Here is a 22,720-nt window from a genome sequence, read left to right on the forward strand (position 1 = left end):
ACCGATCTCACCAACTCGAAAAACAGAGATTGGCCGATACGACGGACACAGGCGGCAACGAACTCTCGCGTTCCAGAAAAGGCTCTGAAATACCGATGACCACCGCATCACCAGATCAAACGATCCTGTCGGCGAGCACCTTCATCAGTTCCATCGGCGTCAATGTTCATGTTGGTTATTCGTGGGGCGCCTACGACAACCTCGCCCTCGTAGAGGACGACCTCAAATATCTCGGGGTGACCAAACTGCGCGGTGGACTCGCCACGAGCCCCGAGGCGCAACCGATCGTCGAAGGACTCGCGAAGGACGGATACAAATTCGATCTCGTGGTTCCGTCGGGTGTTCCAGAAGGCGGAACCGCAGCGCTCCAAGCCTATCTCGAGTCCGTCAAGGAGTTTGCGGCCAGCCATCCCGGCAGCGTCATCGCGCTGGAAGGCCTCAACGAGGCGAACATCCAGGGCTTCAGCTACAACGGCAGCTCCAGCGTTTCCGCCGCGGCACAGTTCCAGGCGGCCTACTATAACGCAATCAAGGCCGACGCCGCGCTCAAGGACATCCCCGTCTACAATCTGTCACTGGGCTACAACGACACGACCGACTACGCCAAACTTGGAGATATGTCGGGAGCGACCGACTACGCCAACTCCCACGCCTATGTCAGCACCAGCCTGACCCCCGCGGCAGCCCTCCAGGCTCTGCTCGGCAACGCGACGTCGATCACACCCGGCGATCCCGTCGTCATCACGGAAACCGGCTATACGACCAAGAGCGATACACCTTATGTTGGCGCCAGCGAAAACGTGCAGGCCAAGTCGATCCTGAACACGCTGGTCGACGCCTACAAGGACGGCGTCAGCACCACCTATCTCTATCAGCTGCTCGACGCTTCGGCGAGCAACGACCCCACCGATCCGGAATCGCACTGGGGCCTGTTCAACGGCGACGGAACCCCGAAGCTGGCGGCGACCGCGATCCACAATCTGACGACAATCCTGGCTGACGACGGCACCGGCGGCCACACGCCGACGGCTTCGCTGAACTACACGCTCGACGGTCTGCCGGCGTCCGGGAACAGCATGGTTCTCGGCAAGAGCAACGGCGCCTACGAGTTGGTGGTCTGGGCGGAACCCAAGATCTGGAACGACGCCACCGACACCGAGATCTCGAACCCAACCAGTTCGGTCACGGTGAACCTCGGCAGCGTCCACCATCTGATCAACGTTTACGACCCGCTGAAGGGCAGTTCGCCGATCGCCACCTACACCGACGTCAGCCAGATCGTGGTTCCGATCACGGATCATCCCCTGATCATCGAGATCGACGCTCCGACAGGAGGCGGCACGACACCGCCCGCCGTGACCGACGTCAGCGGAACCGCCGAGGACATCGTGTCGCAGATGTCCGAGCTGAACGCCTCGACCTCGCTTCAGACCATCACGCTCACCGACACGCACGTGCTTCCGGTCGCCTCGATCGCGACCATGGAGTACATGATCTCGCACTATACCAACGCGCTGGCGGCGATCCAGGGCGGCTACCAGTTCTCCGTCACCAACTCGACCGATACCTGGAGCGTGACCAGGGTCTACGACTCCTCGGCAAGGCTTGTATCGACCAGCACGTCCAACTTCACGAACGGCGTCATCACCAGCAAGGTCACGCTCAATACCGACGGCTCGTCGGAGAACATCGCCTATACCGACGGCAAGATGGTGCGTGACGTCACGGTCTCGCCGATCGGCGACAAGGACACCAAGACCTACGATGCAAGCGGCAATCTGATCGCGGACCTCGTCCAGAACAAGGACGGATCGTCCTCGAACACGCTCTACACGGCCGGCGTCAAGACCAAGGTCTATGTCACCAATGCCGACCGCACTCACGACAACTACTATTACAACATCACCGGCCAGTCCTACACGACCGAGCACGACCAGCTCGACGCGGGCGGAAGACTGCTGTCCGTCGTCCGCACGCATGCCGACGGCTCCATGGCCTACAGCCAAGTCTACAACAGCGACGGCAGCAAGGTCACGACCCAGTACGACTCCACGGGCCACAAGACCTCGGTGATCACCGTCACGGCGTCGGCGACCACGACCGATTTCTACACCACGGCCGGCGTCCTCAAGCAGACGGTCGTGCAGACGACCTCCGGCAACGTCACCACGACGAACTACAACGGCTCGTTGCTGGTGTCGGTCTACGTCGTCAACGCCGACGGGTCAAAAGAGTCGAAATTGTACGACGCCCAAGGCATCATCGCGAGCGACCTGATCCAGAATGCTGATGGCTCGTCCTCGAACACACTGTACACGGCCGGTGTCAAGACCAAGACCTACGTCACCAACGCCGACGGCAGCCTCGACAACTATTATTACAACATCACCGGCCAGTCCTACACCAGCGAGCACGATCATCTCGACGCAAGCGGCAAGCTGCTGTCGGTCAGCCGGACCCATGCCGACGGCACCATGGCCTACAGCCAGGTGTTCAACAGCGACGGCAGCAAGGTTACGACCCAGTACGACTCCACGGGTCACAAGACCTCGGTCGTCACCACGACGTCGACGGCCACCACGACCGATTTCTACACCACCGCCGGCGTCCTCAAGCAGACGGTCGTGCAGACGACCTCCGGCAACGTGACAACGACCAACTATAACGGCTCGCTGCTGGTGTCGATCTACGTGGTGAACGCCGACGGCTCGAAGGAATCGAAGCTCTACGACTCCAACGGCATCATCTCGGGGGACCTGGTTCAGAACACGGACGGCTCGTCCTCGAACACGGTCTACACGGCCGGTGTCAAGACCAAGGCCTACGTCACCAACGCCGACGGCAGCCGCGACAACTACTATTACAACATCACCGGCCAGTCCTACACGACCGAGCACGACCACATCGACCCGAGCGGAAAGCTGCTGCTGGTCAGCCGCACCCACGCCGACGGCACGATGGCCTATAGCCAGGTGCTGAACAGCGACGGCAGCAAGGTCACGACCCAGTACGACTCCACGGGTCACAAGATCTCCGTCGTCACCGTCACGTCGCCGGCCACGACGACCGACATCTATGACGCGGCGTCCGGAGCACTGAAACAGGAGATCGTCACGACGAGTTCCGGCAACACCACCACGACCAACTACAATGGCTCGCTGCTCGCGTCGGTCTACGTCGTCAACGCCGACGGGTCAAAGGACACCAAGCTGTACGATTCCAGCGGAAAGATCGCCAGCGACCTGGTCCAGAACAAGGATGGCTCGTCCTCGAACACGGTCTATTCGGCCGGCGTCAAGACCAAGCTCTATGTCACCAATGTTGACGGCAGCCATGACAACTCCTTCTACAACATCACGGGCCAGAGCTACACGACCGAGATCCAGCACCTCACTGCGGCCGGCACGCTCACGACCCTGACCCGACTCCATGCCGATGACACGCTTGCCTACAAGCAGGTGATCAACAGCGACGGCAGCAAGGTCACCGACCTCTATGACAGCACCGGCCACAAGACCAGCGAGATCCTCAACTCAACCGATGGCTCGACCACGACGGACAATTATGATTCGTCGGGAGCCCTGAGCCAGGAGATCCACAAGACAGCGGGCGGCGACGTCACGACCACGAACTACGCGAACGGGTTGAACGCTTCGATCTACGTCGTCAACGCCGACGGCTCCAAGGAGACGAAGCTGTTCGACAGCAGCGGCAGCCTGACCAGCGACTACGTGCTGAACAAGGACGGCTCGAACTCGACGACGGTGTACACGTCGGGCGTCAAGACCGCGGTTTATGCCAACAACACCGACGGCTCGCACGACAACACGATCTACAACATCACCGGCAAGAGCTACGTCACGGAGCAGCAGCACATCGACGCTGCGGGCAAGATGACGTCGCTCATCCGTTCGCACGCAGACGGCACGCTCGACTACACGCAAGTCATCAAGTCGGACGGCAGCAAGGTCACCGATGTCTACGACTCTACCGGGGTCAAGACGACCGAGACCCTCAACAACGCCGACGGAACGACGGATGTCTTCAAGTTCAAGGTCTCCGGCCTGCCGGGCGCCGTCGAACACGACAGCTACAATACCAGCGGCTCGCTGCTCTCGATCGACGTCCTCAACACCGACGGCACCCACACCGTCACGGCCGTGACTGCGGGATTGACGCTGGCCGGCGGCACCGGCAACGACGTCTTCTCCTCCGCACCGGGCACGACTACCGTCATGTTCGACGGCGGCAACGACCAGATCAAGAGCTTCCACGCCGGAACCGCGTCCAACCACGACACGATCGAAATCCTGAAATCACTGGTGGCCGACTACAGCCACCTCCAGATTTCGCAATCGGGCTCCGACACGCTGATCCAGCTCACCTCGGCCGATTCCATCCTGCTGAAGAATGTGAATTCGGCGACGCTCGATCACGGCAACTTCCTGTTCGTCTGACGACGCATCGGGCCGGCAGGTACGCCTGCCGGCCCGATGACGGAACACGGATGAGCGGATGAAACGACGTCAGTGCGGCCGCGTGGCCGCACCGATAAAGATGATGTCCTCTGCGAGCAGCGGAAGCTGCCGCAGCAGCATCGACTTCAGCATTCCGGCGCGCATGAAGGTCGCCATCTTCACCTCGACCGGCGCATACCCGGCATCGATTGCGACCTTGGCGATCGTATAGGGCGTGAAGAAGAACCGGTGATCGCTGTTGATCGTCTCGACGTTCTTCAGGATACCCTTGATGTTGCCGCCCCTGAAGGCGTTCGGAACGGTGATCACGATCTGGTCGACGACGTCGCCGTAATTCTCCCTGAAGCGCGACAGGAACGAGACCGGGTTGGGAATGTGCTCGACGACCTCGCCGAACACGGCGATGTCGAACTTCCGGCCGGATATTGCTTCGATCTTTTGACCCGACGTCACGTCTCCCGCGACCATGTTGTCGAGGCCGGAAACTCGTGACGCTTCCCGCACCGCGTCCGCATCGATATCGACGCCGACGGTGTATTCGGAACATTCCGTAATCAGGCCGTGCAGCCAATCCCGGTTGTCGATCTTGCGCTTGATGAGCGGCAGATGGTCACAGCACCCGACATGCAAGACTCGCTTGCCCCGACAGATGTCCACCAGGACGTCGCATCTGTATCTGACGTCGCCGTCGCCCCGATACTGCACGACGATGGTGTCTTTGAACTTCGAGCCGTCGAGATAGGGATAGACTTGCGAAAAATCGGTAATGATCGACGACATCGGCTGGCCCTCGGTTACATGATTAGACGTTTCCCGACACAACTATACATAGCCAGCAATCAGAATTGTGACCGCTTTGCCGCCAAGGCCGATTAGAAGGACGTCACGATGATGGCCGGAATCTATGCAATTTGCCGCTTGTCGCATCATGGGCGGCCGCGACATCGCTCGAACCAACGGAACCTGCTCAGGCCCATGCGTAGGACGGTTCGCCGGTCGCGAACAAACGAGCAGCGCGGAACGGGTGACGGTTCCGAACAACACTGAACCGCCCGAAAAGCAGGTGTTGAACAAGAGTCTCTTTCGAGCGCAATGCCCCGGTAACCAGCAGGGCCCTGGGCCCCGCCTTGCTGCTTTAAGCGCGCATCCGATCGGGTGCTTCCGAGCGCACGACCCGCGCAGGTGCTCCCGCAGCGACGGAACGCGGCGGAACGTCACGCGTCACAACCGCGTTGGCGGCGACGTTTGCTCCTGCGCCAATCGAAATGGGGCCGACGATTACGGCACCGGTATAGATGACGGCATCGTCCCCGATGGTCGGACAACCCGGCTCATCCCAGGCGCGCCGGCCAAGCGTGACGTTGTGATACAGCATCACGGAACGGCCGATCCGCGCCCCCTCGCCGATCACGACTCCAGTCGGATGCGGCAGGATCAGTCCCGGACCGATTTCTGCGAGAACCGAGATGTAGCAGCCTCGCCGCATCAGCGCCCTCACGAGCAGCCAGGTGATCTGATGACCCCAGCGCGTCCGGAAGCGCAGCATCTTGGCGATCCGCCACGTCGTGATCACGGCGAAGCCCGGGCTCGTCAGCAAGGCGACGATAGCGGCTCCAACGCCGGACCTGCCGGTGTTTGCCATCAGGTCCTCCCGCCACGGAATTCCCGGCTGGGACTTGTCGCCCATTCCCTCTCCTGAAGACATCAACCGATCTCTACTAACCTGCCGAGGGAAGATTTGCCTGCATCGGCGGAACCGACCCGCCGAGCAGCGACTGCATGCTGTTCCAGATACGACGCCTGAATATCACGTAGCTGCAAAGCACGACGACCGCATAAACGGCCGTCGCGATCAGCCAATGCGACAGACTTGCGACCTCGCCCTTCGTCGCCACGAGCGCGCACAACGTCCCCAGGGACGTCCCCACGGTAGCGGGCATCAGGGAACCGAACAACGACGCATAGGGAACCCCGCAGTTGCGGGCTCCGATCATCAGCATGAAAGCGCAAACCAGGATCGACACGACGAGGTACACCACGGCGACGGCCGTGAGTCCGAACGGCAGTGCGACGACAAAAGCAAGAATCATGCTGGCGCTATTGGCGCTGCTCACCCAAAACTGGAGCCGCGCCTGGTTGTGGGCCAGCAGGATCGGGCCGGCATAGGCCGCAATCGACTGCGCGGCACCCGCGGGCGCGAGAATGGCGATCAGCGGCAGCACCTCCTGCCAATGCGGCGAAAGGAATGTCGCAACGGGATATTTCAGCCCGAAGGTCAGATAGATCATCGCCGGGAACGTGATCATCGCCGTCATGCCGAGCACCGCGCAAATCGCCGCCTTGCGCCGGTCCTGTTCCCGCTCGCCGCTCATCCGGCTCAAGGTGGCCATGAGAACCCCTCCGCCCGGCCAGGAGAGAATCATCAGCGGAAGCGTCATGAACTGGAAGGCGAGACCAAACAGGCCGACCGCCGCCGCGCCCAACTTGGCGCCGATCAGGAGATTGCCGACGTTTCTGGCAGTGAAGTTGAGGACGTTCGAGGCCAGCACCCAGCCGCCGAACGACAGCATCAGGGCGACGCCGCGCCATCTGAAGTTCAGATGAATGTGGCGTCTAGTGTTCACATAGAACGCGACGGCGCGCACCGCCTGCATCAGGACATAGTACGCGATCAACGCCCAGATCCCCCACCCGAGCAGGGCGCCGACCACGCCCACCGTCGCGGACGCCATCGCGGCCCCGGCTTCGATCAGGGCGATCGTTTGATATTGCAGCGAGCGCTCCAGAACCGCACGCGGTCCCATCGCGGAAATGGACAAGACGACCGAACCGGAGAGCGCGGCCAGCACGGCCGGCAGTCCCTGCATGTCGACGGCGGCTCCGAGCGGCTTCGATGCGGCGGCCAGCACCAATGCACAGCCGATCCCGATCGCGACCATCAGCGTCGTCGCCGCACCGGCCTCCTCCTTCGTGAGCGACGTCCTCTGGATCATCGCGCTCGACAGCCCGAGGTCGGTCAGCATGGAGATGAAGGCGATGAACGGCAGCGAAAACGCCACGAGCCCGAATTCCGTCGGCGTCACGAAATAGGTGATCAGCAGCGTGATGAGAAACTGAACCGCCGACTTCACGACGTTCACGCTCGACATCGAGAGCAGATTCTTGATGATCATGACGTTACCCGCATGTGATCCGGCTGAAACGATGGCGAGCGCATGCGCTCAGGCGACATAACGGGCTTCACGACGCACTCCGAAAAACAGTCCTCGCAGCGCCGGATCCAGCAAACGGCGCAGTCGCACTTCGATCAGCTCGTAACTGACCGTACCCGCTATCAGCGCGGCAATTAAGCCAAGACCTGCAAATCCGGCCCAGAGGAGCCAGAGATTGACTCCGTGCGCGGCCAGCTTCACTCCGATCACCTGCAACGGGAATAGCGCAAAAGGATGGACCAAATAGAGGCTATAGCTGATCTTTCCAAGGAACTGGAGGAATTTGCCGCTCAGAGCAACGCCAACACCGGAGTCTGGAGCAAGGACCATTCCAAACAGCAGCGCCCCCGGGAGCAAGCCGACCAGCGGATGCACATATTCGATCGAAACGTACATCGCGGCCCCGCAAAGGATGGCGGCCAGCACCCCGGGCCAGCCGACGACGCGGATCCGCAGGCTGACGAGACTGAACAGCAATCCGACAAGGAAGAACGCGGCGATCGGCCGAAAGGCGATGCCCGCGAGACCGAGCAGGATAAAAGGCGCCGCCAGAAGCCAGTTCTTCCGCCGCACCACCGTCACGAAGACCAGCGCGAACAGGATGTAGAACGCCCATTCGTAGCTCAGGGTCCAGGCGTTCTGCTGGCCGATAGGCAATCCCAGTGCGTCCGGCAGGAACGCCAGATTGACAAGGAACAGCTTGAGATATGTCGGCAGATCGATCCCCTTGAAGAACTTGTAGCCAACCAGGGGCCCTGCCGTGAACAGGATCAGGTGCAGGATCACGAACACGGGAAGGATACGCAGGGCGCGATCGAGAAAGAACTTCCCGACGCTGCGGTGGCGCATGAGGCTCGCCGGAATCAGGAAGCCGCTGATCATGAAGAACAGCTCGACGCCGTGCCCGCCCATGTTGACCGTCGCTTCAAGCCACGGCCAGATGGGGGGCAGGAAGCCCGCCAGAAGCGGCATGTCCTGGAGATGCACGATCAGCACGCTGAGCGCCGCGACACCGCGCAGCCCCTGTATCGCCTCTACGAAATTCCTGCTGTCTCCGCTCACCACCACGATCCGATCTCAAGATGAAAGAAGGCGACGGACCGGAGCCCGCGCTGCGCGCCGCAGCTCATTGCATGAAGCACCATGGCGATCATGCCGGCCGCGAAACCAGATCCTCGACGTCAGGCGCGAGCGGTGCCGCACTCGGGGCGGTCCTGTCACCCTTCTCCCGCGCAAAGACCTCGCTGAAGGCCACGCCCAGCATGATCAGACCGCTTGCCGGGCCATAGGCCAAGACAGTGATGGTGAAGAGGTTCATGGCGACCGCGAAAGACAGCTTGTAGATGTCCCTGGTCCTTGCGACCGCGAGGATGACCAGGATCATGAACACCACGAAGATCGGCCCGAACATCAGGTAGGTGCCGAGGTAGAAATTATCCACCGGGACGTAATAGCTGAGCTTGTTCGAGAACAGCAGCTGCGGATAGTTGAAGCAACCGAGGCCGCAGCCGACGAAGAAGCCGACCGGCATGAGATCGGCCATGTAGACGAACGGCAGCTGCCAGCTGTTGTTGACGCGGTCCTGCAGGCTGAACAGGCCGCGCGACATGCTGACGAGGCCGTTGCCGGAGAACAAGGCGATCAGCACCGCCGGCACCAGGATCGACAGGAACGAAAGAAGCGCCATCCGCCGCAGCATGGGAAACTTCTCGCGCTCGGGAACGAGACGAACGATGATCAGGCAAAGAACGTAGATCACCATCACGCCGAGCGACGTCTTGTTTGTGGTCAATTTGATGGCGTAGAGACCGATGGGCGTCCAGAACAGGCACCACGGCAGGCTTCGGCGCACCGAGATGATCACAAAGGAAATGAACACGAAGAACGCGGCCATCGTGCTGTCGGCAGCCAGCCCCGCCAGGCGTGTCTCGGAAGCCGACCACCACAGCCGCGTCGCCTGCCGCGTCGTGCCGAAAGTCTCGTAGGCATAGCCCACCCACGGCATCTGGAAGCGAGACGACAATATGATCCCGACGATCGTCAGGTAGAAGATCGGGTGAAGCCAGCGCTGTAGTCGATCGTAATCGCCGAAATTACGCCCGCAGAAGCAGAAGCCGACGAACACCGGCGCGATCATCTTGAACGACGACATCATGCCGCTGAAATAACCCAGGAACACGTATCCGAGGTAGAGCGCAAAGCAGATGTAGAACAGCGTGAGGATGGCGACGAGGTTCCGTCCCATCAGGATGTAGCGCTGTACGAAGGCGAAAATGCAGACCAGGGCAAAAATGTCGGGCAGGAACCACAACGGACTGATCTTGAGGACCGCCAGATAATAGCGCAGCGCGCCTGCGAGCGCGTCGCGGTAGAAATAAAGCAGGAGTGCGATCGCCTCGAGATTGAAGAATGCACTGCCTTCCTGCTGATGATGCAGAGGCATCCGCACCGGATCGACGATGCGCCAGTCCGAACTCGGGAGAGCCGAAGAGCTGCTGGACATCGCGCCTCACTCCGCCGCGGCAACAGAGGGAACGGCACGGCGGCTGAACAGCCGAAGCACGAACCGCGAACCGGGCATCTCGACCCGGAGATAGGTGAAGTTGGAAAGCGCAAGCACGGCCACGACGAAGACGGCCAGCAGCAGCGACGCCGCCAGTCCGGGAAGAAGGTTGTCCACCATCTGCAGACGCGCCGGCCCCACGCCCCGCGCGAAGTACTGGATGAGAACGAGGACGAGGGCGTGCACCATGTAGATCGAATAGGAGCGCTTGCCCAACCACACCAGGGGTCGAACAGACAACAGCTTCGGCAGGAGCCGCTCGGGAAACGCCATCAGCGAGCCCAGCAGAGCGGCGAAAACGACCGGCGCGACGAAGCTGAGCCGTTCATCGAAGCCGACGACACAGACCAGCACGACGGCAACGGCGGCCAGTCCAATCTGGCAAGCCGACTGAACGAGAGGGCTCACCGCGCGGCCTCTCCCGGTGACGAAGCGAAGCGTGAGCACGCCGATGAAGAAACCCAGAAAGCATCGGGTGAAGCCGTTGGTCTGGAAATCAAGCGTTTCATTCTTGAGCACGAAGATGATGAGCGCCGCGCCCAGGACGGCCAGCACGGCACTGAGGACATAGACGAGCCTGATGTAGCCGAGGCGCTGCGCCATGACGACGACGCCGGCGAATACAATGTAGGTGTAGAATTCGGCGCTGATGCTCCAGCTCGGGCCGTTCCAGCTCAGATAGTCGAGCACGCCCATGGCATGGAGCAAAAACACGTTCGCGACGAACGAGTACACGTTGTTAACCTGGAGATCCGCCGATTCGTTGGTGGAGAAGTGCAGCAGGCCCATTTCGGTCAGCGATAGCCGCATCAGGCGGAACGCCAGAAACGCGAACAGCATGACGATGTGCAGCGGATAGATGCGTGCGATCCGACGCAGGGTAAACGTTCGGAAGTCGAACTCGCTGAATTCCGACTGAACGTAGCTCATCGAGATCACGATGCCGCTCAGCACGAAGAACAAATCGACGAAGAGCCAGGAATTGTGAAAGAACGCGACGTCGATCCAGGCGCGGTGAGGCAGCGCAGCGGCGAGCGGATCCGATCCGACGAAGTGATGGACGACCACGCAGAGGGCGGCGAGGCCGCGGACGCTGTCCAGTGGAACGTAGTGCGCCTTTGTTTGATGAGCTAGCACGTGAAAGACGCTCTACGATTCGACCAAAGCGAAATGCTGCGGTGCAATATAATGCCTCCACCGGGTGGTTTATTCAACTGAAAAGAGCCGAACCGCCGATCTCCGGCGCCGGACACTGCACACAAGATGCGGCAGCAAGAAGCCGGACACATCTGTGCTCCGGCTTCGGCAACGTGCTCATAAACTTCAATTCAGCTTTCGTGAGGCAACGGGCATTGCGTTTGGAACAGATCAGGGCTGCGCGCGCGAACCTCCGCCGCATTCCGTGCAATCGTGCGAATGACGGTCAACACGCCAGCTCGCATTAACTTGATCTCATGCGAGGTTCTGATAGCTCCGTCGGCGCTGAGCAGAACGACAGAGGGGCCTTTGGGCGCGATATCGCGATTTTTCGCCGCAGCCGTGTTTGTGCTGGCGCCACTTCCGCTCGGATCCCTCGACCTCGCGTGGATTTGCTTCTGGAATTTTCTGCTCGTTTGCAGCCTGCTGACCGCCGATCTCTCAGCGGTGAGCCGTCGCAACGCCATGCTGCTGATTCCGGCGGCAGTGGCCGTCGCGACAGTGGGCGTCATCGTCACGTTGCAAATGTGGAGCGGCCCTCCTGCACAATCCGCAACCATCTGGGAACTGCCGCGACGGTCGTTCGGTCTTGCCCTGCCTGACCTCCTTTCGATGACCGCACGCGGACCGTGGTTGGCGTTCGGGTCGGTCCTGCTGCTGTCACTCGCCTTCACGCGCGCGGTGATTCTTGCAAGCGATGCGAGAGCTGCCCGTTCGCTGCTACGAATACTGGCATGGGCCGGGTGCCTGTATGCACTCTACGGAATCCTGGCGGAGCTGATCGCGCCTGACGTGGTCCTATTCCGGCAGAAGGAAGCCTATCTCGGCTTCGTCACGGGAACGTTTGTCAACCGAAACACGGCGGCGACGTTCTGGGGCACCTGCGCCCTGCTGTTTCTGGTGCCGCTCCTGCGCACTATGCACCGCCAGGAGAGCGGGCCGCCGGAGCAACCGGATTGGCGAGCGCAGCTGGAGCAGATGCTCTCCACGCCGGTGGCGCTTGGCGCGGGCTTCGCGATCTGCACGATTGCGCTTGCCATGACCGGATCGCGCGCGGGCCTTCTGCTGTCGGTCGGCACATTCGTGCTGGCCATCATCCTCTATCTCGTGCCGCTCGAACTCGGCAGATCGCGGAAATGGCTGGTCCTTGGCGGCTCGGCGGCTGCAGGGCTCGTGCTCCTGCAACTCGTCGGCGGCCTCGTCGCAGGGCGAATCGTCGAACATGGGCTGATCGATCCCCAGAGGATTGCAGCCTACCAGGCCTCATTAGGGATCATCGCCGATCATCGGCTGCTCGGAATCGGGCTCGGCAATTTCGAGGCTGTTTTTCCCGCCTACAGACCCACAGTGCTCGGCAGTCTCGGCATCTGGGATCGCGCCCACAGCACGCCGGTGGAAATTGCCGTCGAATTGGGCATTCCCGCCTTTGCCGTGATCGCGCTCGTCAGCCTCTGGTACTTTTACCATTTGCTTACCGGAAGCTGGCGCAGGAAGCGCGATCGCTACATACCCGTCATCGGCGCGAGCGTCGCCGTATTGGGCGTATCACATAGCTGCATCGATTTTTCACTGCAAATCCCAGGATATGGCGTGTTTTTCGCGGCTATCGTCGGATGTGGCCTCGCGCAATCGCTGCCGTCACAATTGCGAAAAGAACGTGGCAAATCTGCGCAAATCGAGTTAAAGTAAAAAGAATGGAAATGGGCAGGGCAATGAGTTGGAATTCTGGTAAGCGCTTCGCTGTGGTTGTCGGAGCACTAACATTATTTGGTGGGTCGCCGGCTGCATTTGCTGCGACCGGCGTGAGTGCAGGCTGTATCGCCAACACCGGAATCGTTTCCGCGGAGCGAGCCACCGACTTTCTGGCCAATCCCGGAGGCCTGCTCGATCAGTTCAAGGACGGCCAGGGCGGTCTCGCATCGGCTGTCCGCGACCTTTTGACCGCACGTCCCGAGACCGTCGAGGGCATTGCCTCATTAGCGAAGGCCAGCAGCGCGGATCAGAGCCGCGCCATCGGCGCCGGACTCGGCACTGCGGCTTCCACTTGCGTGCTGACGCAGCCTCAGGTTGCCCAGCTGATCCAGCAGGCGGTTCTCAAGACAGACAATCCCGATCTGATCCAGTCGTTCACCAGCATCACCGGCGATATCGCCACCGAAGTGACGGCGGGCGCCGATCCGACGGGCGAAACCACTGCCGGAGGCGGACCGGGCTCGACCGCCGCGGAGGCGCGCGGTGGCGCGGCAACCTCGACCGTGCCCGTGGTGCTGAATCAGAGCGGCGGCAGCGCCCAGTCGCAGACGCAAACGCTGTTTGCAGCGACGTCGACCGCGGTTCTGACCTCCGTAAGCCCGTCGCGTTGACGACTGGAACCGCCGCGTTGACAGCGGATTAACCACCCCTGCCCGGCCGGTCTCGAGACCGGCCGATTTCGCTACAATTGTAAATTTCCGCGGAACCAAAGCTCAAATCGTTTGTGAGATACCCGTAGCGTCAAAAAGAAAACGCGAAATGGGGATGTCATGAGCTGGATTATCAAATCGCTGGTTGCGATCGGGGTCGCGACGGCCGGTGCGGCAGCCAAGGCCGACACGCTGAACGACGGTTCACAAAACCAGGCAAAGCGCGCATTCATCAGCGAGTACGACAATGCGCTCGCGCCGCTGCAATTCGTCAAGTTCTGCATGAACTACGACACCGAATGCGCCGCCGACACCGCCGAACGGACCCTGCCTTCGGGCGAGCGGGCAATGAGCATGCTGCGCGAGGTCAACAGTTCGGTCAACGCGTCCATCACTCCGATGCAGAAATCCACCAATCCGATGGTGGCGCGCTGGACGCTTGCGCCGTCCGCCGGCGATTGCAACGACTACGCGGTCACCAAGCGCCATCAGCTGATCGAGATGGGCTGGCCCAGATCGGCGCTGCGACTTGCAGTTGTCCTGACGGGCGGCAGGGGCCACCTTGTGCTGGTCGCGCGTCTCGCCGACGGAGACTTCGTTCTCGACAATCTTTCCGCTTCGGTGCGCCCCTGGAACGCGGCGGACTATGAATGGATCTCGATGCAGTCCGGCGGCAACCCGCAATTCTGGGTCGCGATCGGCGAGCATGGCGAGCGCCTGCGCGCCACGCGTCTCGCGATGCTGCGAACCGTCCAATAGATCGCGCGTTCCACTCTACCCGCCCCCAATCGACAGGCGCGAGGAGATGGTCCCTGGACCATTCCCTCGCCTTTGTCTTGACCATGGCGTTTGCCTAAGAATCGTGCTTAAGGCATGCGACCTTGATGCAATCATTTGCTGAATCTGCGTCTGATCGCAGCAGCAGCTTCGTTGATGTTGAATCGCGGTGCGGAGGATGGCAATTCGGTCCGCGCTGGGTTATATTTTGCGCCGCACAAGAATTTGACATAGTTTTGGGCCATCAAGGACCTACGGTCTAAATCGATACGCCATCCATAGTTCGCAACGAGATATGAGCGCGATCCTCCTCAAACTCGATAGCTTGTTGCGTGGTCCTCTCCGGGCTTCGCCGATTGCCGTCGCCGTTGCGCTGTTCGCAGCGTTTGCAACGCCGGCGCATGCGCAATGCGTCGATCGCGGCGAACGCGCCCCATCGGCCGCGATCAGTGCCTTCGTCTCGGATCCCTCGGTTCTGTTGCGGCAGTCGAAGAACGACAGGGACAAGCTCTCGGGACGGCTAACCGGGCTGCTGGTGACCGACATCGCGGCGCTCGAGCCGGTCCGGGACATGTTGCGCGAGGCGAGCCAGGCCGATCGCATCGCAATCGGCGCCGGGCTTCACCGTGCCGAGGAGCGCTGCGTCGCGACCAAACCCGACGTCGCGCGCAGGATCAGCGAATTCGTCGCCAAGCTGCACGACGGCTCCGTGCTTAAGGGATATTTCGCGGATCAGGATACGGCGGTTGCGCCCGCTTCGGGGAGCCCTGCCCCATCTACAGCCAATAACCAGCCGGCAGGCTCGAGCCAGGGCGCCGGCCTGATGTCGGGTGAATGGAAGACCGAACTCGCCGACCCGTTCAAGCCCGTTCCCCTCCCTGAGTGACAACCTCAAGATTCCCAGAGATGTTTCAGCCACGAGACCAGTTTCCGCAACGTCCGAGATATGCCATCGAGGTCGGTGGCACGACGCTTAGCGCCGAGCGCGCTCTGGACATCGTACGTCGCCAATGGCCGCTGATCGTCGCCATCGTGGCCGGTACGCTCGCGCTCGTTCTCGTCTACCTGATCGTTGCGACGCCGATGTACACGGCAAATGCGCGCATTCTGATGGATACGCGTCAGACCCAGGTGCTGGACAAGGACAGCGGAACCGCCAACGCGCTGATCGACCCGGGCTTCGTCGACAGCCAGGTCGAGATTCTCCAGTCCGACGACCTGCTCCTGTCGATCGTCCGGCGCCTGAAGCTCACCGAGGATTCGGAGTTCAACGGTTCAGACCCAGGATTGATTCCGCTGGTCATCGGCAAGGTCATCGCGATGTTCGGATCGGATGGCCCTCCGAGCAAGGAGCGCGTCGAGCGTGGCGCGGTCGAGCTGCTCCAGAAGAATCTCAAGGTCGAGCGCGTGCTGACGACCTATGTCCTTTCGATGAACTTCCGCTCGATCGATCCGAACAAGGCGGCGCAGATCGCGAACGCCATCGCGGACGCCTACATCGTGGGCGCGCTGGAAGCGAAATATCAGTCGACCAAGCGCGCCGGCGAATGGCTCCAGCAACGCAGCGCCGAGCTGCGTGAGCAAGCGACAGCGAGCGATCGCGCCGTGCAAACGTTCAAGGCGCAGAACAACATCGTCGGCACCAGCCGGGGCCTGATGAGCGAGCAGCAGCTCGCCGACGTCAACTCTCAGCTCATCGCCGCGCATGCGGCAACCGCGGAGGCCAAGGCCCGTCTCGACCGGATCGAGGCGTTGCTGGACAAGGACCTGGTCCAGCCGACGGTGACGGACGCCCTCAACAACACCGTGATCACCCGCCTGCGCGCCCAGTATCTCGACCTTGCGGCCCAATATGCCGATTGGTCGACCCGCTACGGCAAGACCCACCAGGCGGCCGTCAACCTGTCCAACCGCATGGACGAGCTGCGCAAGGCCATCGCGGACGAAGTGCGCCGTATCGCGGACGCGTATCGCAGCGAATACGAGATCGCCAAGAGCCGCGAGACGGCACTCGAGGACAACCTCAAGAATCTCGTGTCCCAGGCCGGCAGCACCAGCCAGGCGCAGGTCAAGCTGCGCGATCTCGAGAGCGCGGCGGACACCTATCGCAACCTCTACAACAACTTCCTCGAGAAGCTTCAGAACGCGACGCAGAACCAGAGCTTCCCGATCAGCGAAGCGCGCATCATCAGCACGGCGGTCAAGCCTGACAAGAAGAGCTCGCCCAAGACGCTGCTGGCGCTGGCCGGCGGCCTGCTCGGCGGCCTCTGTTTCGGCTTCGGCGCCGCCTTCACGAAGGAGCTGATGAGCGACGTACTGCGGTCTCCGAACGACGTCGAGGACCAGCTCGGGGTGAAATGCCTCGGCGTCCTTCCCGACATTCGCCCGGCGAGAGCCTCGGCGGATCATCCGGAAGCAAACATATCGAGCTACGTCGTCGAGCATCCGTTCTCGCGGTTTGCGGAGACGCTGCGGAACATCAAGGTGTCGATCGACGTCGCGCGCCTCTCGCGCGAGGTCAAGGTGATCGGCATCCTGTCGTCCCTGCCGAAGGAAGGAAAAACCACGGTCGCCGCCAATTTCGGTCATCTGACCGCGTTGACCGGCCACCGCACGCTGCTGATCGACGGCGACCTTCACACTCGCTCGCTGACGCGGGCGCTGGCTCCACATTCCAAGACCGGTCTGGTCGAAGCCCTCAAGGATCCGCACTCGTTCGGCTACCACATCCAGCGCAGCAAGGAGAGCGGGCTCGACTTCCTGCCCTCCGTCGTCGCCTCGCGCATGGTGAACTCGGCGGACGTCATTGCCTCGAAGTCGATGGCCGACCTGCTCGCGGTGGTTCGCGAGGAGTATGAGTACATCGTCATCGATCTGGCGCCGGTGATGCCGGTGGCCGACGCCAAGGCCGTCAGCCACCTCGTCGATGCGATGGTTTACGTGATCGAGTGGGGCCGCACGAGCCGCAATGCGCTCCAGGAATCGATGGCCAGCTCCGAGGGCATCCAGAAGAAGCTCCTGGGCGCCGTGCTCAATCGCGCCAATCCGAAGATGCTGAAGCGGATCGAGGCGTACAAGGGCTCGCACTACAACAGCTATTATGTCGAGGGCGCCTAGCACCGAGCCGCCGGCACAGCAGCCGGCGGGATCCGCGTTTCGCTGGCTTCTGCGCGGCTCGACCATCGCTCTCGCCGCTGTCGCGCTGGTCTGGGTCGCATCGGTTGTCCCGGATGTGACCAATCCCGCGGTCCCGCAGATCGCCGGCCGCGTGGCGCGCGGCGAACGCTATGAAACCGATCGCTTGAGGCGGATCGTGGGGGACAATCTGCCGTCCGCCCGCCGGCTATGCAGCGCCAAGACGCTGCGCGAACTCCTGCTGCTCCAGCTCGCAATCGCCGACGACTCGACCCGCGCAGGCGATCTGAAGCAGATCGACATCGACGCAGACGCCGTCGCGTCCACGAGCCTCGCGTTGCTGACGTGCGCACCGACGGAAGGACTGGGCTGGTTCGGCCGCTACTGGGCCGAAATCCGCCAGGTCGGCTTCGGGCCGCGAACAGCGGAGTTGCTGGATCTTTCCTATCGCTTCGCGCCGCACGAGGCCTGGCTCCAGCTCATCCGCGCACCGTTGGCTCTTCGCGTCTTCAACGCGGTCTCGCCGGAGCTCAAGGACTACGCCACACAGGACTTCGCCGACATCTTCCAGGCCCGCCTGTACCCCAGCGCCGCCACGCTCTATCAGGCGGCGGGCATGGAGGCGCGCGTCGCGCTGCTCGAACGCACTTGCGCGGCGCCGGAAGCCGATCGGGACCTGTTCTCGCATTTCGTCGCGGAGAAAGGCCTGCGGGTCCGCCATCGCTGCTATCCAACCGACGGCGACGGCGTTCGTACGAGCCGTTGAGGTTGGCAGGGGCCCTCGGCGTGTGCGCCGATGTCCGCGACATTCGGCGCCACGCAAACACCTCGCCTATTTGAGTTCGGTTCGCGGCACGCCCTGGGAAGGGCTGTCGGGCAGGTATTGCAGGAAGAACTTGGTCAGCCCGCGGCGGCTGCGCAGGATCGGCGACTCGAAGTACTTCCAGGACACATGCGCGACCGCGTAGGAGATCACGAAGCCGATGGCTGCGCCCGCGCTGATCTTCACGCTGTTGGGCACCGACATCCCGCCATAGAGCGTGAGCGCCTTACCGAGCGGGTTCGGGATGAAGTTATGCACGAGATAGAAGCCGTAGCTGATCTTCCCGAGATGCTCGAGCGGCTTCCACTCCAGTGCGTGAACAACGACACTTTCCTGGTTGGCGCGAACCCACCACACCAGGGCGACCAGGCAAAGCCCGATCGCAGTGTCGATCACCGGGAAAAGATACGAAGGCGCGTCGTAAATCACGCCGTTCGAGCACAACGCGAACGCCAAAATGAGGAGAAACGCGAACGTGCCGTTTCCGTTCGGAGCCCATCCTTGCCTGTGCAGATGCAGGATCGTGATCGCGCCACCGAACGCGATCAGGCTGAAATTCCAGGGCGACAAGGTGTGGATGGCGGTGTGATTGAAGCCCGACGAATACATCAGGAAATGACCGACCAGCCCGAGGGCGACGACGCACATGCAGGTGACGAAATGGCGCTCCAGGGGAAGCAGGATGAACAGGAAGGGCGCGACCACGTAAAACTGCTGCTCGACCGAGAGCGTCCAGAGCACGCCGAAGGGACCTGCGGTCCCGCCGATGACGCTGCCGATCCAGTAGTTGGACAGGTACACGACGTGATAGCGGAAGCCGAGGTCGGGCCCCGCGTGCTGAAAATACGCCCGGGTCAGGAACAGGATGGCGAGAAGCGCATAATATGCGGGAAAGATGCGCGTCGCGCGCTTCACCCAGAAGGTGACGATCTCCGCTGCAGGCCGGGACGCGGCCGTCTCGGCCTTGCTGCGCTGCCTGTTGAGCTCGCCGATGATGAGGAACCCGCTCAGGATGAAGAAGATCCAGACGCCGACGCTGCCTGAGTAGAACTGCAGTCCGCACTTGTGATTGAGATAGACCAGAACGACCGAAAGACCGCGCAGTCCGTTGAAGCCTAGAATACTGCCCGACTTTTCGGCGTTGGGGCGGTCAGATCCAAGTAGGGACATTGCTGGTTCTTCTCTTTGCACGGAGACCGAGAGCTACAGTCCCCTGGTTCTCAACTCTGTCAATTCTTCAGCCGACAGACGGCCGCCCGCAAACTCCGAGAGCAGAAAGAGCGCGACCTTGGGCCTGTCGATCTCGTACATCAGCCCAAACCTGTTCTCCGGAGGCTTCTTCTGCGGCTCGTCGAACAGCTCGTAGACCATGACGCTTTCGATCTCGACGTCTTTCTGGTTCTTCAGATATTGGAAGGTGTCCCGCAACGTCCGCAGGCATTGCTCCGTCAGAGCATCGCCAGGCTGGTTTCCATAGGCCGGCTTGTAGATCTCGCCGCAATTGACCTCGTTGAACGTCACCGGGCGGCGATAGGACGCGAGCTTCTTGAACAGGTCGAAGGGCAAATTTCGTCCATTCCAGTGCCGATGCGGATTCTGCCCCGCCACCTCGTAATAGTGGTAGGAGATCACGTCGTATTTCACGCCCCTGGACTCCATGAAGTCCAGGAAGCCCAGCATCGTCGAGGTCGTGTTCAACACCTTGCGCAGATGGCTTCCGGTCTCGCGATTGATCTGGTCGATGGCATCGGAGGCGCCGTGCAACACCTGGGCCCAGTCCTCCATCACCGGCATTTCGAAGTCAGCCGCCGTCATCCCGCGCCCGAACAGCTTCTTCCCGTCGGAATCGAGAGCGAGCAGGTTGATCTCGTTCTCCAGCTCCCAGTCGAGGACATCTGCGCTGAACTGCCGGACGAACGCGTAGGTCCGATCGTAACCCTGCCTGTAGAGGGCTTCCCCATCTCCCTTCGGATAGCGCCCTCTGTCTGTGCGGTCGCCATAGCGGAAGGGGAAGTTGATGAGAGGATGAAGCGTGATCGAATATCTTTTGGCCAGCGCGACGGTTTTCCGGAACATCGGCGCTTCGACCGGCTCGGCATCCTGCGTGAGATTGAGGCCAGTCCTGTATTGCGTCAGCCCTCGCGCCTTCATCAGCTGAAAGATCGGCTCGAGATCCCTGCGCTTCTGCGGCGGTCCGCCGACGCCCCATTCCAATGCGAGCGCATCGGAGCAGGACGCGACAACCGCGACGGCGAGCAGCAACAGCATGAGGGCTGACCTGACAAGGCGATGGCTCAATCTGCAAGGCTCCGCGTTTCGGTGGCTCCAATGGCCGATGGGGGGCGATAGATCGCGTGCTGCAAGATGCAGGCCGTCTCCGCCTCGCACGGACGTGATCGGCATCCAGCGCGACGAATGCGCGCCAGATTCAATCCGGCTCAGTAGGCTTCCTGATGAATCAGCGCCAGCGCGGTCTTCAGGATGATCCTGATGTCGAGCCAGATGCTCCAGTTGCTGACGTACCAGACGTCATACTCGACCCGCTTTTCCATCAGATCGATGGTCGGCGTCTCGCCACGGAAACCGTTGACTTGGGCCCATCCGGTCAGGCCCGGCTTCATGTGATGCCGGTACACGTAATTGCTGATGAGCTGGTCGTAGTAATTGTCATGCGCAAGCGCGTGCGGGCGCGGCCCGACCAGCGACATCTCGCCGCGAAGAACGTTCCAGAGCTGCGGCAGCTCGTCGATGCTGGTCCGACGCAGCACGCGGCCGACACGGGTGACACGCGCGTCGCTCTTCGTCGCCTGCGTGACGACATGACCGTTCTCCGCCACCGTCATGGAACGGAACTTCCAGATCTCGAACTGCTTGCCGTTGAAGCCGCGCCGGGACTGCTTGAAGATCACGTTGCCCCTGGAATCGAGCTTGATCATGATCGCGGCCGTCACCAGCAGCGGCGCCAGCAACAGCAGGGCGAACGAGGCAAGGCCGATATCGAGGCAGCGCTTCTGCGCCTGCTCGAACACGCTGAGCGGCGCACGCTGGATCTCAATCGCGACCGTGCCGCTGACCGGCTGGAACGGACGCGACACCAGATCCGCGATCGGAAAATCCGGCAGGAGACGAATCGGCTGGGGAACGACGCGCAGATGCTGGCTCAGCTTCTGGAGAAGCGGCATCTCGTCCCAGTCGATGACCAGGAGATATTCTTCCACGTCCGCCGTCCGGCCCTGACGAATGATGTCGCGAATCTCGCTGTCCCAGCCTGCGCCCTCTTCGGACGGCTCGAGCACGAAATGCCGCACGACGTTGAAGCCGTGCTTGCGCAGATCCTTGAAGCGGGTCGAGGTGAAATCGAGCGGCTTGAGGCTGAGCAGCACGACCTTGCGATCGACCAGACGGCCCTTGGCATAGCTCGAGGTCAGGGCCAGGCGCCACAACACGCGGAGCCCGCCCAAGGCAACGCCGCCGGTCGCAGCGAACAGCAGCGTAGTTCCGCGCGACAGATCCGCGGACGATTTGAGCAGGAACGCCTCGACCGCGAGGATGGTCAACGAGATCAGCCAGACCGCCAGGGCCTTGCGCAGCTGCCAGACCGTACTCAACAGGCGGTGATGATCGTAGACGCCCTGGAAATAGGCGATGGTCACGAATACCGCGCCGACGACGAGACCGGCTCCGACGGACGAATCCTGCTCGACGACAAGCACGCGATACAAACCGCTCGCGACGAAATAGCTGAGCAGCACGGCGAGGAAGTCGCCGGCGATCAAAGCCACCTGGAGGGGTCTCTGGAGGGCACCGCGTCGGTTCGATATAGCCGAATAATAGTTTTCCGAACCGTAAGTTGCTACAGCCATCCGAACCTCGCTGCCTCGTCACGCACCCGCAATCACGATTGCGAGCAAATCGATCGAAATTTTTCGACGTGCGCCGAAGTATATCTTAACTAAACAAAGCGACATTGCGGCAGTGCACCGAAAAAATCAAATCGATTTTTCTGCAACGCAGTATCGCATCGAGAGAATGCTCAAACTGCTGTCACACACGTGACAATTATGCGGGCAATGCGCCGCGATTTCTGTCAAATCGCGTCATTTTCGCGCCACGCGTCGCGCGCATTTGAACGA

Annotated in this window: 16 protein-coding genes; 7 read left to right on the top strand and 9 right to left on the bottom strand. The window is 61.5% G+C overall.

All coding sequences use genetic code 11. The features are described 5' to 3' along the window. The first annotated feature begins 95 nt into the window (after positions 1-95). Positions 96-4,457 carry an RHS repeat protein gene (locus WN73_RS26020; protein WP_271555324.1) on the top strand — a complete coding sequence of 1,454 codons (4,362 nt, stop codon included), beginning with the start codon at positions 96-98 and terminating at the stop codon, positions 4,455-4,457. A 69-nt stretch (positions 4,458-4,526) separates the two neighbouring features. Here the strand turns inward: WN73_RS26020 and WN73_RS26025 are convergent, their stop codons facing one another. From WN73_RS26025 to WN73_RS26050, 6 genes are all read right to left on the bottom strand, one after another. Further along, positions 4,527-5,258, bottom strand: a complete 732-nt coding sequence (locus WN73_RS26025; RefSeq protein ID WP_028174315.1) for a class I SAM-dependent methyltransferase — start codon at positions 5,256-5,258, stop codon at positions 4,527-4,529. Between the two features lie 355 nt (positions 5,259-5,613). Then, complete coding sequence (locus tag WN73_RS26030; protein ID WP_028174314.1) at positions 5,614-6,165, bottom strand: serine O-acetyltransferase; 552 nt, start codon at positions 6,163-6,165, stop codon at positions 5,614-5,616. Between the two features lie 31 nt (positions 6,166-6,196). After that, entirely contained in the window at positions 6,197-7,651 is a 1,455-nt protein-coding gene (locus WN73_RS26035; protein WP_271555325.1) for a lipopolysaccharide biosynthesis protein, read from the bottom strand. Positions 7,652-7,699: 48 nt separating this feature from the next. After that, positions 7,700-8,752 (bottom strand): acyltransferase family protein, encoded by a 1,053-nt coding sequence (locus WN73_RS26040; protein ID WP_271555326.1) that lies wholly within the window; start codon positions 8,750-8,752, stop codon positions 7,700-7,702. A gap of 88 nt (positions 8,753-8,840) precedes the next feature. Next, the gene (locus tag WN73_RS26045; RefSeq protein WP_028174313.1) at positions 8,841-10,193 is read right to left on the bottom strand and encodes a hypothetical protein; all 1,353 of its coding nucleotides are present in this window, start codon (positions 10,191-10,193) and stop codon (positions 8,841-8,843) included. A 6-nt stretch (positions 10,194-10,199) separates the two neighbouring features. Further along, entirely contained in the window at positions 10,200-11,390 is a 1,191-nt protein-coding gene (locus WN73_RS26050) for an acyltransferase family protein (RefSeq protein ID WP_271555327.1), read from the bottom strand. A gap of 279 nt (positions 11,391-11,669) precedes the next feature. On the opposite strand from WN73_RS26050, the gene WN73_RS26055 reads away from it, so the two are divergent. From WN73_RS26055 to WN73_RS26080, 6 genes are all read left to right on the top strand, one after another. Beyond that, entirely contained in the window at positions 11,670-13,139 is a 1,470-nt protein-coding gene (locus WN73_RS26055) for an O-antigen ligase family protein (protein ID WP_271555328.1), read from the top strand. 5 nt (positions 13,140-13,144) lie between these two features. Then, entirely contained in the window at positions 13,145-13,813 is a 669-nt protein-coding gene (locus tag WN73_RS26060; RefSeq protein ID WP_271555329.1) for a hypothetical protein, read from the top strand. A 159-nt stretch (positions 13,814-13,972) separates the two neighbouring features. Continuing rightward, positions 13,973-14,611 carry a transglutaminase-like cysteine peptidase gene (locus WN73_RS26065; RefSeq protein WP_028174310.1) on the top strand — a complete coding sequence of 213 codons (639 nt, stop codon included), beginning with the start codon at positions 13,973-13,975 and terminating at the stop codon, positions 14,609-14,611. Between the two features lie 346 nt (positions 14,612-14,957). Further along, positions 14,958-15,515, top strand: coding sequence for a hypothetical protein (locus tag WN73_RS26070; RefSeq protein ID WP_231166652.1), 558 nt, complete (start codon positions 14,958-14,960; stop codon positions 15,513-15,515). A 20-nt stretch (positions 15,516-15,535) separates the two neighbouring features. After that, positions 15,536-17,746 (top strand): GNVR domain-containing protein, encoded by a 2,211-nt coding sequence (locus WN73_RS26075; RefSeq protein WP_028174309.1) that lies wholly within the window; start codon positions 15,536-15,538, stop codon positions 17,744-17,746. Next, entirely contained in the window at positions 17,730-18,530 is an 801-nt protein-coding gene (locus WN73_RS26080) for a hypothetical protein (protein WP_028174308.1), read from the top strand. Before WN73_RS26075 ends, WN73_RS26080 begins: the two co-directional genes overlap by 17 nt. A 66-nt stretch (positions 18,531-18,596) precedes the next feature. Here the strand turns inward: WN73_RS26080 and WN73_RS26085 are convergent, their stop codons facing one another. From WN73_RS26085 to WN73_RS26095, 3 genes are all read right to left on the bottom strand, one after another. After that, positions 18,597-19,757, bottom strand: a complete 1,161-nt coding sequence (locus tag WN73_RS26085; RefSeq protein ID WP_038966607.1) for an acyltransferase family protein — start codon at positions 19,755-19,757, stop codon at positions 18,597-18,599. 33 nt (positions 19,758-19,790) lie between these two features. Next, a complete protein-coding gene (locus tag WN73_RS26090) occupies positions 19,791-20,855 on the bottom strand; it encodes a glycosyl hydrolase 53 family protein (RefSeq protein WP_232585924.1) in 1,065 nt (354 codons plus the stop codon). A 170-nt stretch (positions 20,856-21,025) separates the two neighbouring features. Beyond that, on the bottom strand, positions 21,026-22,450 hold the full coding sequence (locus tag WN73_RS26095; RefSeq protein WP_011085145.1) for an undecaprenyl-phosphate glucose phosphotransferase: 1,425 nt from the start codon (positions 22,448-22,450) through the stop codon (positions 21,026-21,028). Positions 22,451-22,720 lie beyond the last annotated feature (270 nt).

The sequence above is a fragment of the Bradyrhizobium sp. CCBAU 45394 genome (assembly GCF_028128655.1).
Lineage (GTDB): Bacteria > Pseudomonadota > Alphaproteobacteria > Rhizobiales > Xanthobacteraceae > Bradyrhizobium > Bradyrhizobium diazoefficiens.